Origin of the sequence: Streptomyces sp. NPDC045470 (assembly GCF_040646595.1) — a bacterium.
Taxonomy (GTDB): domain Bacteria; phylum Actinomycetota; class Actinomycetes; order Streptomycetales; family Streptomycetaceae; genus Streptomyces.
The window spans coordinates 301502-314849 of record NZ_JBEZAN010000004.1 but is presented as its reverse complement, the minus strand read 5'-3'; the positions used below and the strand labels follow the sequence as shown (position 1 = coordinate 314849).

The 13348-nt window shown below is 73.2% G+C and carries 13 protein-coding genes; 7 read left to right on the top strand and 6 right to left on the bottom strand.

The annotated features are described in order from the left end of the window. The first annotated feature begins 182 nt into the window (after positions 1 to 182). The 3 genes from AB0A97_RS15775 to AB0A97_RS15765 all read left to right on the top strand — a co-directional run bounded on the left by AB0A97_RS15775 (position 183) and on the right by AB0A97_RS15765 (position 4334). Positions 183 to 3125: a BTAD domain-containing putative transcriptional regulator gene (locus tag AB0A97_RS15775; protein WP_361149437.1), complete on the top strand. Its 2943-nt coding sequence runs from the start codon at positions 183 to 185 to the stop codon at positions 3123 to 3125. Positions 3126 to 3335: 210 nt separating this feature from the next. Further along, positions 3336 to 3773, top strand: coding sequence for a laminin G (locus tag AB0A97_RS15770; RefSeq protein ID WP_361149434.1), 438 nt, complete (start codon positions 3336 to 3338; stop codon positions 3771 to 3773). 339 nt (positions 3774 to 4112) lie between these two features. Beyond that, positions 4113 to 4334, top strand: a complete 222-nt coding sequence (locus AB0A97_RS15765) for a hypothetical protein (protein ID WP_361149432.1) — start codon at positions 4113 to 4115, stop codon at positions 4332 to 4334. A 93-nt stretch (positions 4335 to 4427) separates the two neighbouring features. On the opposite strand, the gene AB0A97_RS15760 is transcribed toward AB0A97_RS15765, so the two are convergent. Continuing rightward, the gene (locus AB0A97_RS15760) at positions 4428 to 4859 is read right to left on the bottom strand and encodes a pyridoxamine 5'-phosphate oxidase family protein (protein ID WP_361149430.1); all 432 of its coding nucleotides are present in this window, start codon (positions 4857 to 4859) and stop codon (positions 4428 to 4430) included. A gap of 148 nt (positions 4860 to 5007) precedes the next feature. Between AB0A97_RS15760 and AB0A97_RS15755 the strand changes: the two genes are divergently transcribed. Then, on the top strand, positions 5008 to 6645 hold the full coding sequence (locus AB0A97_RS15755; protein WP_361149427.1) for an AMP-binding protein: 1638 nt from the start codon (positions 5008 to 5010) through the stop codon (positions 6643 to 6645). 20 nt (positions 6646 to 6665) lie between these two features. On the opposite strand, the gene AB0A97_RS15750 is transcribed toward AB0A97_RS15755, so the two are convergent. The 3 genes from AB0A97_RS15750 to AB0A97_RS15740 form a co-directional block, all read right to left on the bottom strand. Further along, positions 6666 to 6884: a hypothetical protein gene (locus AB0A97_RS15750; RefSeq protein ID WP_361149424.1), complete on the bottom strand. Its 219-nt coding sequence runs from the start codon at positions 6882 to 6884 to the stop codon at positions 6666 to 6668. A 159-nt stretch (positions 6885 to 7043) separates the two neighbouring features. Beyond that, on the bottom strand, positions 7044 to 7697 hold the full coding sequence (locus tag AB0A97_RS15745; protein ID WP_361149421.1) for a hypothetical protein: 654 nt from the start codon (positions 7695 to 7697) through the stop codon (positions 7044 to 7046). A 131-nt stretch (positions 7698 to 7828) separates the two neighbouring features. Continuing rightward, positions 7829 to 9487, bottom strand: a complete 1659-nt coding sequence (locus AB0A97_RS15740; RefSeq protein WP_361149419.1) for a FadD3 family acyl-CoA ligase — start codon at positions 9485 to 9487, stop codon at positions 7829 to 7831. Positions 9488 to 9595: 108 nt separating this feature from the next. Between AB0A97_RS15740 and AB0A97_RS15735 the strand changes: the two genes are divergently transcribed. Genes AB0A97_RS15735 through AB0A97_RS15725 form a run of 3 tightly spaced genes read left to right on the top strand, consistent with a single transcriptional unit; the run spans position 9596 to position 12063 of the window. Beyond that, positions 9596 to 10747 carry a lipid-transfer protein gene (locus AB0A97_RS15735; protein ID WP_361149416.1) on the top strand — a complete coding sequence of 384 codons (1152 nt, stop codon included), beginning with the start codon at positions 9596 to 9598 and terminating at the stop codon, positions 10745 to 10747. Between the two features lie 6 nt (positions 10748 to 10753). Beyond that, a complete protein-coding gene (locus AB0A97_RS15730; protein ID WP_361149413.1) occupies positions 10754 to 11278 on the top strand; it encodes an OB-fold domain-containing protein in 525 nt (174 codons plus the stop codon). Next, positions 11275 to 12063, top strand: coding sequence for an enoyl-CoA hydratase/isomerase family protein (locus AB0A97_RS15725; RefSeq protein ID WP_361149410.1), 789 nt, complete (start codon positions 11275 to 11277; stop codon positions 12061 to 12063). Before AB0A97_RS15730 ends, AB0A97_RS15725 begins: the two co-directional genes overlap by 4 nt. Before the next feature lie 65 nt (positions 12064 to 12128). Here the strand turns inward: AB0A97_RS15725 and AB0A97_RS15720 are convergent, their stop codons facing one another. Continuing rightward, positions 12129 to 12668, bottom strand: coding sequence for a hypothetical protein (locus tag AB0A97_RS15720; protein WP_361149407.1), 540 nt, complete (start codon positions 12666 to 12668; stop codon positions 12129 to 12131). After that, a complete protein-coding gene (locus AB0A97_RS15715; RefSeq protein WP_361149405.1) occupies positions 12668 to 13273 on the bottom strand; it encodes a hypothetical protein in 606 nt (201 codons plus the stop codon). The genes AB0A97_RS15720 and AB0A97_RS15715 overlap by 1 nt, the downstream gene beginning before the upstream one ends. Positions 13274 to 13348: the final 75 nt, after the last annotated feature.

Below are 13348 nucleotides of genomic sequence, written 5' to 3'. Positions count from 1 at the left end.
GCGCATCCGCACGGTCACCGGCACCGGCGACCGCCCCGGCCCGACCCCCGCCACGCAGCCGAACACCAGCCCGAACGCCGGGCGTGGAGAGACCGTGCTGAGACCGGACCCCTACTGACGTAAGGGGCTACGACAAGGCAGACTGGCCGATGCGAACGAAGTGCACAGGGCAGGGGGACACCATGGACGACGGTCCGGAGCAGGGCCAGGAGCGGCTCCGCTTCACCGTGCTCGGTCCCGTACGGGCCTGGCGCGGCGCGACGCCACTGGCGGCCGGCTCCCCGCAGCAGCGTGCGCTGCTGGCCGCCCTTCTCCTGCGGGGCGGACGCACCGCCACCGCATCCGAACTCGTCGACGCCCTCTGGGGCGAGGAACCGCCGCACGCCGCCCTCGCGGCGCTGCGCACGTACGCCTCACGCATCCGCAAAGCACTCGGGGCGGACGCGGACACGCTGGTCAGCGAGTCCGGCGGCTATGCACTGCGGTCGGCGGACCACCGGCCGCTCGACCTCGACATGGTCCACGCCGAGCAGTACGCGGCCGACGCCGAGAAGGCCCGGGCCACCGGCGACCGCTGCCGCGCCCGGGACCTCCTGGACTCCGCGCTGGCCCTGTGGGACGGCGAACCGCTCGCCAACCTCGCCGGGCCCTACGCGGAGAACCAGCGCACCCGCCTGGAGGAGTGGCGCCTGTCCCTCATGGAGACGCGCCTGGAGCTCGACCTGGAACTGGGCTGCCACGGCGACGCCGTCTCGGAGCTGACCGCGCTGACCGCCGCGCATCCCCTGCGCGAGCGGCTGCGAGAACTCCTCATGCTGGCGCTGTACCGCAGCGGCCGGCAGGCCGAGGCACTTGCCGTATACGCCGACACGCGGCGTCTGCTCGCCGATGAGCTGGGGGTGGACCCCTGCGCGTCGCTCTCCGAACTCCAGCAGCGCATCCTGCGCGCGGACACGGAGCTGGACGCGCCCGCCGTGCCGCACGACGGCCAACTGCCCGGCGAGCCGGCCTTCGTACGCCCGCAGCAACTTCCGGCCACCGTCGCCGACTTCACCGGCCGGGCCGCCTTCGTCACGGAACTGAGCGAGCAGCTCGCCACCGCCGAGGGCCGGGTGATGGCCGTCTCGGCACTCACCGGCATCGGCGGCGTCGGCAAGACCACCTTGGCCGTGCATGTCGCGCACGCCGCCCATGCGCACTTCCCGGACGGTCAGCTCTACGTGGACCTCCAGGGCGTCGGGCACTCCCCGTCCCACCCGGAAGCGGTGCTCGGCGCGTTCCTGCGCGCGCTGGGGACGCCGGGCGCGGCCATCCCCGACGGCATCGAGGAACGGGCCGCCCTCTACCGCTCGGCCCTCGCCGGCCGCAGGCTGCTCGTCCTGCTCGACAACGCCCGCGACGCCGCCCAGGTCCGCCCGCTGCTGCCCGGTACGGACGGCTGCGCGGCGCTGATCACCAGCCGCGTCCGGATGATAGACCTGGCCGGCGCGCATCTGGTCGACCTGGACGTGATGAGCCCTGAGGAAGCGTTCACCCTCTTCGCGCTCATCGTGGGCGAGGAGCGCGTGAACGCCGAGCGCGAGGCGTCCATGGACGTGGTCGGCGCCTGCGGTTTCCTGCCGCTGGCCATCCGTATCGCCGCGTCCCGGCTGGCCGCCCGCCGCACCTGGACCGTCTCCGTACTCGCCCGCAAGCTGGCCGACGAGCGCCGCAGGCTGGACGAGCTGCGCGCCGGCGACCTCGCCGTGAACTCCACCTTCGAGCTGGGCTACAAGCAACTGGAGCCCCGCCAGGCACGGGCCTTCCGGCTGCTGGGCCTCGCCGACGGCCCCGACATCTCGCTCGCCGCCGCGGCCGCCCTCCTCGACATGGACACCGACGACGCCGAGGACCTCCTCGAATCGCTCGTCGACACCTCCCTCCTGGAGTCCGCCGCCCCCGGCCGCTACCGCTTCCACGACCTGGTGCACCTCTACGCCCGCTCCTGCGCGGAGCGCGACGAGCAGCCGGCCGAGGAACGCGACGCGGCCCTGGCCCGGCTGCTGGACTTCTACCTGGCCACCGCCACCCACATGTTCGCGCTGGAGCGCCCCGGGGACCGCCTCACCGACCACACGGAGACCCCGCACTACCCGGGCCTGCTCTTCACCGACCGCGCCGAGGCCCTGAGCTGGCTCTTCAACGAGACCCGCTCCCTGATCGCCTGCGCGCTGCAGAACACCGGCAAGAAGGTGCTGCGGCGCGCCGTCGACCTGTTGCTCCTGACCCGGGACATGGCCGAGTCCGGCGCCAACAGCCGTCAGTGGGAGCAGGCCAACCTCGTCCTGCTGGACGCCGCGCGCCGCGCGGGCGACCAGCACGCGGAGGGCCGGGCCCACTGGGCACTGGCGCCCTTCTACACCCATTCCGGACGGCTCAACGAGGCGGACGAGCACGCGAAGCTGGCCACCCTGCTGGGGCTCGCCGCCGAGGATCCCTTCGCCGCCTCGCAGGGCCCCAACGACCGCGGCATCATCGCCAGCATCCAGCACCGCTTCGAGGCGGCCGAGGGCTACCTGAACCAGGCCCTGCTCGCCTTCCGCGAGAACGACAACAAGCAGTCCGAGGCCAGCGCGCTGTGCAACCTGTCGCGGCTGCACCTGGACACCGGGCGCACCGAGAGCGCCATCCAGCTCGCCGAGCAGGGTGTCGCCGCCCTCCGCGAGGTCGGCGCCACCCGCCGCCTCGGCAATGGCATGTACGCGCTGGGCATGGCGTTGACGCTGGCCGGCAGACTCGACGAGGCCACCCAGCAGCTCACCGAGGCACTCGTCATCTTCCGCGACAGCCGGCAGCGGTTCTGGGAGGGCATGACCTACCTCCGGCTCGCCGAGGTCGACCTGGCGGCCCACCGCCCGGCCAACGCTGCCAACTACGCCGAGCAGGCGCTGTCCGCCCTGCGGGGGCTCGGCGGCGGCCGCTGGCGGGCCGACGCGCTGACGACGCTGGGGCACGCCCTGAACCAGATCGGGCACACCGGACGGGCGAAGGTCTGCTGGCAGGAAGTCGTGTCCATCCACGAACAGCTCGGCCTGCCCGCGGACGGGGAGACGCAGCATTTCACCGCCCCTGTCGCGCTGGTGTAAAAGCCGCCCGGACGGCGGGCTTCAGGCGTTTATCGATCGTTCATCGCGAGGGGTCAGTCTCTAATTACCGATCCGCCGCCTCGGGGGGCAAGCGGCTCGGTGACCAGGCCCCACCGCAAGGTGTAAGGCCATGGTCCACCCGTCCGGCGACCCACGGGGGAGTTGCCGGCCGGGTGGGCCAACTGCGCCCACACAACGGAGTTGATCACCGTGAGCTCTCAGAATCAGGCTCGAAAGGACGACGACAGGAACATCGTCAAACCGCTGGACAGTCACCGGCCCATTCAGCCGCAGGACAGCCACCGGCCCATTCCGCCGCAACCCGTCGACAGCCATCGGCCGATCCAGCCGCAGGACAGTCACCGGCCCATCGTGCCGCAGGACAGTCACCGGCCGATCCAGCCGGAGACCGTCGACAGCCACCGGCCGATCCAGCCGGAGGACAGCCACCGCCCGATCACGCCCATGGACAGCCACCGGCCGATCACGCCCATGGACAGCCACCGGCCCATCAAGCCGGAGGACAGCCACCGGCCGATCATCGACGGTGCGCTGGTCACGGAGGACGCCACCCAGCCCGCACCGGGCCGGGACGGCAATGTGGTCGTGATGGACGAGGGCAACGTGCCCGTGGCCGAGCCGAAGTAGTGCGACGCCCGTACGGGCGGGTCACGGGGGAACCATCGGCCCGCCCGTACGGCGAGTAACTCCACACCAGACCCACTGCGGTTTCGGCAGTCCGGGGGATCGGGGGATCCGGGGGGACTGCTGAATCCGGGGTTCGGGGGATCCGGGGGGATCCGGGGGATCGCGGGGGCCGGTTTCGATGGCACTCAGGGGGGAGCCATCGAAGCCGGTCCCCGCGGCATACCCGCAGTCATACGCTTTCGCCCCCGCTCTACGGCCGTTTCCGGCCGGGGGGATCGAACACATGCCTCACCAGAAGCTAGCGTCACTCATATGGGATTCCCCCACGGAGGAGCTGTCATGAGTTGTATCAAGCGCACCCTTGTCACTCTTGCTTTCGCCACTGCCGTAGCGGGCACGGCGGCGGTTCCCGCGTTCGCCGACACCCACCGGCCGATACCCGCCGACCGTTCCGTCGCGCCCGACACCCACCGCCCGACCCCTGTCGAGCGTTCCGTCGCGCCCGACACCCACCGGCCGGACGCGGGCGGATTTGTCCCGCTGGACACCCACCGCCCGTAACCCCCGGGCCCGTCACGGGCCCGGACCACGACCGACGGGGGCCGGACCAGGTGAGGCCGGCCCCTACGGCGTCCGATCCAAGGCTTGCTCGGGTCAAACGGCCGACCCCATGTCCGCCGACAGCCACCGCCGCGGCCGCAGCCGGATGGTCACCGACGGGCCGAACGTGGGCAGGACGTTCTTGAGGTACGCCGCCGCGGCCTCCGGAGCGAGGTAGCGCTCGGCGATCGCGCGCAGCTCCTCGTCCGTCGACGGCTCGGTCGAGACGACCTCCCCCTCGACCGACACATAGCGGACCGTCGGCTCGACCCGGTCCACCATCAGGGAGAACCGGCCCGCCGCCGCGATCAGCCGGCTCTTGCGCGAATCCCGCTCGGTGGTGATCCACAGATCGCCGCCCGGCTCGTAGCCGTACCAGATGGGCACGGTCAGCGGGGCGCGGTCCGCCGTGCCCGACGCCACCGACAGGGCTCCGATGTGCGGCTCGGCCAGGAAAGCCTCGCGCTCTTCCGTACTCAACGGCATGGCCGTCTCCTCACGTGCTCGTGCGGACCAGGTCACCAGCTCCCAACGCCGTCCCCCGTGCGGATGTTCCGCATGTTCCGCCAGTTGACGTCTCCTCATGTCTGCGTACGTCTGCTACCGTCGCGGCCCCGCTCCCCTAGGAGGCGACGTGTTCGAACCCGATCGTGTGCGTTCGCTCTGGGAACTGATGGGGTACCGGGTGGAGCTGTCCCCGCGGCAGCCGATGTTCTTCGACGAGACCACCGGCGGCTCCGGGCAGACCGTCACCTTCGAGGAGGTACGGAACCGGGCCCTGCGGCTGGCGGCCGGGTTCCACGGGCTGGGGATCGGCGCCGGCACGCGCGTCCTGTGGCAACTGCCCACCTGGCCCCTGACCGTCGCGGTGTCCCTCGCGCTGGCCCGGCTCGGAGCCGTGCAGATACCCGTGCTGCATCTGCACCGGGCGCGGGAAGTCGGCTTCGCGTTGCGGCAATCGGGCGCCGAGTACGCGATCGTGCCGGGCGAGTGGCGCGGTCACGACTATGCGGGCACGGCGCGGCAGGTCGCGCCCGCCGGTGTGCGGGTGCTCTCCGTCGCCGACGGGCTGCCGGAGGCCGCGCCCGGCTCCGGGGACGCGCTGCCGGACTTCGTACGGCCGGGCGGCACGCCGACGTGGATCTACTACACCTCCGGCACGACCGCCGACCCCAAGGGCGTCGAGCACACCGACGGCTCGCTCCTCGCGGGCGGCATCGGACTGGCCACCGCGCTGGGCATGACCGATGCGGACACCGGCTCGATCGCCTTCCCGTACGCACACGTCGCCGGGCCCGACTACGTGGTCGCGATGCTGCTCAGCGGCTTCCCGGCCGTCGTCCTGGACACGTTCGAACCTGCGGCCGCGGTCGCGGCGTACCGGCGGCACGGAGTCACCATGGCCGGTGGCAGCACGGCCTTCTACCAGGCGTTCCTCGATGAGGCCCGCCGTCGCCGGGCGCATGCCGGACCCGGACCGGCGGTCAAGCTCGTCCCCACGCTGCGGCTGCTGTCCGGCGGCGGGGCGCCGCTCCCGCCGGAGCTGTACCACGCGGCGGGCCGGGAGCTGGAGTGCGCGGTGGTGCACGGGTACGGGATGACGGAGTGCCCCATGATCGCGATGGGGACGCCGTACGACAGCGACGAACAACTGGCACACACCGTGGGCAAGCCGGTGACCGGGGCCCGCGTCCGGATCGCCCGGCCGGACGGCGGCGAGGCGCGGCCCGGCGAGCCGGGCGAGATCACGGTACGCGGGCCGATGGTCTGCCGCGGCTACACCGACCCGGCGCTGACGGCCGGGGCGTTCGACGCGGAGGGCTGGTTCCGCACCGGCGACCTGGGCCTGCTGCGTGCGGACGGGCACCTGGTGATCACCGGGCGGCTCAAGGACATCATCATCAGGAAGGGCGAGAACATCTCCGCCCAGGAGGTCGAGGAGCTGATCCGCGCGCATCCGGCGGTGGGCGAGGTGGCGGTGATCGGTCTGCCGGACCGGGAGCGCGGTGAACGGGTGTGTGCGGTGGTGACTCTCGCGGGGGCGGGGGCGGAGGCAGGCGCCCGGCCGGGGCCGGGGCCGGGCTCGGAGCCTGATGCGGTTCCGAGCCCGGGGGCCTTGACGCTCGGCGCGCTCACCGCACATCTGCGCCGGGCGGGGCTGATGCCGCAGAAGCTGCCGGAGCAGTTGGAGATCCTGGACGCACTGCCGCGGGGCGGCCCCTTGGACAAGGTGCTCAAGGGGGCGCTGCGGGAGCGGTTCGGGGAGCGCTGAGGGCCGGGGGCAGGTGAGGGTCAGGTGAGGGGGCCGGGCTGCGGCGCGGGCTCCGGGGCCGCGTCCGGGTCGGACGGCCGCGGGATCGGGTCCGGGCCCATGGGGTCGCTCGGCCCGGGCGGGGGCGGACTCGGGTCGCGTCCCGGCTGAGGTTCGGGTCCCGGCTGGGGGCCGGGCGGGTCGGGCGGGTCGGTCACGGGGCCGCCGGGCTCGGGCCCGTCGGGATACGGAGTGCTCATACTGCACGCCTTCCACGCGAGCGCCGCTTCACAACCACCGGATCGGGACAGCGGCCGACCGCGCCGCGCTGCACTGCACTGCACCGTACCGAGGCCGCGACGGATGCGCGCAGCCCCCGGTCGGGGGGCCGGGGGCTGCGCCGGGGGTGGGAAAGTGGTTTACGGGTGGTAGCGCTCCTCCACCTTGGTGGCGATGCCCTTGTGGATCGTGGCGCGGACCTTGACCGTGTTCTTCTTGGCGGCCTCGTCGAGCTGGTCCGTGGTGCAGGCGGTGGTGCCGTAGCTGTCGTCCGTGATGGTGACCTGGCCGTCGGGGCCGCCGCAGATGGTCGCGGCTCCGAGGACCTCGGTGTCGGCGGCGACGAAGAACGCCTGCTCCGTACCGGACCGCGGGGTCACGGTGAGCTTGCCCGGGGCGAGGTACTTGAGGGTGCCGACCAGGGTGGCGTCGACGCCCTTGCGACCGGCGCCCGTACCGGCACCGGTACCGGTACCTGCTGCCTTGCCCGTGCCGGAGCCGCTGGAGCCCGTGCCGCCCGACGTGCCGCCGCCGGTGGAGCCACCCGCAGCCTGTGCTCCCGAGGTGCCGGTGTCCGCGGGACCCGCGTCGCCGCCCGCGGAGCCCGAGCCGCCGGACGATCCCGAGCCGCCGGACGAGCCGCCCTCGGGAGCGTCGACCGCCGCGCTCTCGGCCGGGCCCGGGCCGCCGGAGGAGCTGTTGCACGCGGTGAGCGAGAACGCCGCGACGGCGACGATCGCCGTGGCGGCGAGCCGGCGGCCGCGGCGGAAGGCGGCGGTGGTGAGGCTGGTCATGCGGTTCCCCCAGGAACAGGTGCGGCGGGGTCGTCGGTACGTACTCAACGGTGCCGGGGGCGGCTAACAGCCTGCTAACACCCCGGTAATCGACGGGTGGCGTCCTACGCCCCCCTGCCCGGGGCCTGCCGCTACGGGTGCGTCGGAAGGGCGAGAGCGCCGCGCAACTCGCCCTTGACGACCTTCCCGCTCGCGTTGCGCGGCAGGGCCGTCACGAACGTGACCTCCCGGGGCACCTTGTAGTTGGCCATCTCCCGGCGCGCCCAGGCGATCAGTTCCGCCGCGGTGAGCGTGGAGTGCGGGCGGCGGACCGTGTACGCCTTGCCGACCTCGCCGAGCCGGGGGTCGGGGATGCCGACGACGGCGACCTCGGCGACGTCCGGGTGGCGGGCGAGCAGGCGCTCGATCTCGGCGGGGTAGGCGTTGAAGCCGCCGACGATGAACATGTCCTTGAGGCGGTCGGTGACGCGCAGGTTGCCGTCGGCGTCCAGGACTCCGACGTCGCCGGTGCGCAGCCACCCGTCCGGGGTCAGCGCGTCGGCGGTGGCCGGCGGGTCCTCGTAGTAGCCGGTCATCACGTGATAGCCGCGGACCTGGACCTCGCCCGCCGTCCCCGGCTCCGCCACCCCCCGGCCGTCGGCGCCGGCGATCCGTATCTCCGTGCCGGGTACGGCGCGCCCGGACGTTCCGGCGACGGTGGCGGGCGGGTCGTCGCGGCGGCACATCGTGGCGATGCCGGAGCTTTCGGAGAGGCCGTAGGCGGTCAGTACGGTGCCGACGCCCAGCTCGGCGCGGAGCCGTTCGACCAGCTCCAGCGGTACGACGGCGGCGCCGGTGACGACCAGGCGCAGCGAGCCGAGGTCGTACCGGGCCCGGTCGGGGTGGTCGAGGAGCTGCTGGTGGAGGGAGGGCGGGCCGGGCAGCACCGTGACGCGTTCGGCGGCGATGTGGGCCAGCGCGGTGGGGACGCCGAAGACCGGCTGCGGGATCATCGTCGCGCCGCGCAGCAGGCAGGCGATGATGCCGGCCTTGTAGCCGAAGGTGTGGAAGAACGGGTTGACGATCAGGTAGCGGTCGCCGGGCACGAGTCCGGCGAGTTCGCTCCAGACGCCGTACGCGCGCAGGGTCTGCTGGTGGGTGATGACGGCGCCCTTGGGGAGGCCGGTGGTGCCGGAGGTGAAGATGATGTCGGAAGGATCCTGGGGGCGGACGGCGTCGGCCCGTGCGCGCACCGCGTCGGCCGGTACCGCCTCGCCCGCCGCCAGGAAGTCCTGCCAGGCCTGGAAGGAGTCCGGGGCGTCTCCCGAGAGGACGACGGCCCGCTCCAGGTCCGGCAGGCCGGGGAGCGGGCCGCGACCGGAGCCCTCCCGGGCCGCGCGCCGCAGCGAGGCCACGTAGGACGTGCCGAGGAACGTGCCGGTGACGAACAGCAGGCGGGCGCGGGTGCGGCGCAGGACGTGGGCCGTCTCGGCGCCCTTGAAGCGGGTGTTGACCGGCACCAGGACGGCGCCCGCCGTCACCGCGCCGAGCGCCGCGGTGATCCATCCGGTGGTGTTGGGGGCCCACACGGCCACCCGGTCGCCGGGGCGGACACCGGCGGCGAGGCAGGCCGCCGCGGCCCGTTCGACCCGCTCCCCCAACTGTGCGTAGCTCAGGCGGTGGCGGCCTTCGGCGACCGCCTCGGCCGGGCCGTACCGCTCGGCGGCGGCCCGCACCAGCCGGGGGATCGTGCCGTGCTCCAGGTCGGCGCGAGGGTCGGTGGTGCCGGGCTCGTCCAGGTCACCGCGCATCGCACTACCTCCCGCGACAGAGCTGCCCGTACCGAGTAGCTGACTACCCGTCAGGTTAGCGGTAGCCTCCTCGGCTGTCAGCACGGACGGCCGACCACGGAGGTGGCGATGGGGGCGACCCTCAAGGACGCGGCGGTGATAGCCGGGACGGGCCAGACGGCGTTCGCCAAGCGGCTTCCGGAGTCCGAACGCACGCTGGCGTGCCGGGCCATCGTCGCGGCGCTGGACGACGCGGGGATCGCCCCGGCCGAGGTGGACGCGTTCGCCTCGTACACCATGGAGGAGACCGACGAGGTCGAGGTCGCCAAGGCGATCGGCGCCGGTGACGTCACCTTCTTCACCAAGGCCGGTTACGGCGGCGGCGGTTCGTGTGCGACCGTCGCGCACCTGGCTGCGGCCATCGCCACCGGCCAGGCGGGCGTGGGCGTCGCCTGGCGCTCGCGCAAGCGCGGATCGGGGCCCCGCCCGTGGCGGAACACCGCTGTCCAACTGCCCACTCCGGCCCAATGGACCCGACCTTTCGGTCTGCTGCGGCCCGCCGACGAGATCGGTGTCCTCGCCCGGCGCTACATGCACGAATACGGCGCGACCCGTGACCACTTCTTCAACGTCGCGCTCGCCTGCCGCAACCGCGCCAACCAGAACCCGGCCGCGATCATGTACGACCGGCCGCTGACCCGCGAAATGTACATGACCTCCCGCTGGATCAGCGAGCCGCTCTGCCTCTTCGACAACTGCCTGGAGACCGACGGCGCGCTGGCGTGTGTGGTCGTCGCCGCCGAACGCGCCCGCGACCTGCGCCACCGCCCGGTGTATGTGCACTCCGTCGCGCAGGGCCTGCCCGCCCAGCACCACGGCATGGTCAACTACTGGACCGACGACCCGCTCACCGGGCCGGCCTGGACCGCGGCCCGGCAGCTTTGGAAGCAGGCCGACTTCGGCCCCGAGGACGTCGATGTGGCGCAGATCTACGACGCGTTCACCCCGCTGATCCCGCTCTCCCTGGAGGGGTACGGCTTCTGCGGGCGCGGCGAGGGCGCGGCCTTCACCGAGGGCGGCGCCCTGGAGATCGGCGGCCGGCTGCCCCTGAACACCGCGGGCGGCGGGCTGAGCGAGGCGTACGTACACGGTTTCAACCTCATCACCGAAGGCGTCCGGCAACTGCGCGGCACCAGTACCGCCCAGGTCCCGGACGCCGCCACCTGCCTGGTCACGGCCGGTGAGGGCGTCCCCACATCGGCCCTGCTGCTGAGGAGTTGAGTGCTCATGTCCACCAGCATGAGGCCGACCACTGACAACGGCCCCGAACCGGCCCCCGACCAGGGCAAAGCCCCGAACGCGACCCCCGCCCCCGCCGACGCTCTCCTCCTCCCCGTCCCCGACGACGACGGCGCCCCCTTCTGGGAGTACGCCGCCCGCCGCGAACTCCGCGTCCAGTCCTGCGCCGCCTGCGGCGAGCTGCGCTTCCCGCCCCGCCCGTGCTGCCCGCACTGCCAGTCCTTCGACCACCGCTGGCGGCGGATGTCGGGCCGGGGCCGCGTCTGGTCGTACGTCGTGCCGCACCCGCCGCTGCTGCCCGCCTACACCGCGCAGGCCCCGTACACCGTCGTCGTGGTGGAGCTGGCCGACGCCCCGCGCATCCGCCTGGCCGGCAACCTGGTCGCGGCCCCGGACGCCCCGCTGAACTCCGTCGACCCGGGCCGGGTCCGTATCGGCGCCGCGGTGAGGGTGGCGTTCCACGAGCAGGCGCCGGGCGTCACCGTGCCGCGCTGGCTGCTGGAGCGGCCGTGACGACGCCGGGCGGACAGCCGCCCGTCCGGGTGGAGACGGCGCCCGACGGCGTCGCCCTGGTCACGCTCGACCGGCCCGGACGCCACAACGCCATCGATCTGGCGACGGCCGGCGCGCTCGCGGCCGTCTGGCGCCGGTTCCGCTTCGACGACGCCGTACGGGCCGTCGTCCTGACCGGCGCCGGGCGTGCGGCGTTCTGCACCGGCATCGACCGCTCGGCGGACGTCCCGCAGCCGTCCGCCCCGTTCTCGGCCGACGACCCGCTGCTCGGCATCGGCCCGAAGGCGAACGACCTGTGGAAGCCGGTCGTCGCGGCCGTCGAGGGGATGGCCTGCGGCGGGGCGTTCTACCTGCTGGGCGAGTGCGAGTTCCTGGTGGCCTCCGAGGAGGCCACGTTCTTCGACCCGCACACGACGTACGGGATGGTCAGCGCGTACGAGTCGGTCTTCATGGCGCAGCGGATGCCGTACGGCGAGATCGCTCGGCTGTCCCTGATGGGCACGGCGGAGCGGCTCGGTGCCCGCCGCGCCCATGCGACGGGCCTGGTGTCGGAGCTGACGCCACCGGGCGGCGCGGTGGCGGCGGCCCGGCGTGCCGCCGCCGTGCTCGCCGCGCAGCCGACCGGCGCGGTGCAGGGCACCGTACGGGCCCTGTGGGCGTCGCGGGAGGCCGCGCGGGCGCAGGCCGTGGCCCACGCCCCGCAGCTCATCGCGCTGGGCAGTCTGCCGCCGGAGGAGCAGGCGGGGCTGTTCGCGGCCCGCTCCCGGGACTTCCGGGTCCGCTGACGCCGGGGCGCACCGGCCCCGGAGGCCGTACGCCCGCAAGCGTCACCGGTCCGCCGACGGCCCCGTCACAGCTCCGACTTGCGCGCCCTGCGGATCTCGCACTGGAACCACAGTTGCCGCGTCGAGGTGTTGGTGTAGCTGTACGAGGCCGTGTACGTCTCGGTCTGCCCCGGCCGGACGATGATGCTGCGCTGGTGCAGCCCGAACGCCGTGCCGTCGGCCGGCCGCGCCTTCATCCAGTTGACGGCCATCTCGTACTTGAAGGTCTTGGTCAGCGACGGATTGGTCACCGAGACCGAGTATTCGAGGCGGTGGGTCGACTGGTCGTAGCGGCAGTTGTTGCCGCGCGCGTCCGAGCGGCCGTCCGGGTCGTACGTCTCCTCCGGCGTCGGCGACGGCGAGTAGGAGTACGTCGGCTCGTACGAGGGCGAGTCGTAGCCGGGCGACGGCGAGTAGCGGTAGCCGGGAGGTGGCGGCGGCGGTGTCACCCGGCCGGCGTGGCCCCCGGGCAGCAGGGCGCCGCAGCCGACCAGCCCGAGCGCGCCGGCGGTCACCGTCACGGCCGCGATGGCGGCCCGCACGGGCCGCCGTTCCCAGGTGGCCATCAGGACAGCGGGGTGCGCTGGACGTCGGTCACCGAGCAGCGGTACGTACCGGCGGTGGCGGCGTCGGACGGCACGTACTGGATCACGTCGGTGGAGTCGGTGCGCCCCGGCATCACGTAGGGGATGCTCGGGTGGCGGGTGCCGAGGTCCTTGCCGCCGGGCGCGGTGAACTTCACCGTCAGCAGGTACGTGTACTTGGTGGTGGACGAGCTGTTGGTGGCGCTGACCGTGGTCTTCACGCTCCCGGCGCCGTTGTACCGGCAGCCGTTGATCTTGATGTCGCCCATGGCGCTGCGGCTGCTGCCGGAGCCGCCGCTGGTGTAGCCGGAGGTACTGCCGCTGGTGCTGCCGCCACTGGTCGTGCTGCCGCTCGTCGAGCTGCCGCCGCTGGTACCGCCGTCGTAGCCGCCGGTGCTGGCCTCGTAGCCGCCGCTGCTGCTGCCGCTGCTGCTGCCGCTGGTGCTGCTGCCGCCCGTGCTGCTGGAACCGCCGTCGCTGCTGCTGTGGCTGCTGCCGCAGCCACCTCCGTGCGAGTGACGGGCGCCGGTCAGCGCGACCAGGACCACCGCGGCCGCCGCGACCGCGCGGACATGACGGAATTTCATGTTGTTGTGCCCCCGTTGACCCCGTTGAAAGAGCCGCGTCCTGCCCGTGCGGCCTCGCTCGTCCTTATCTTTTCT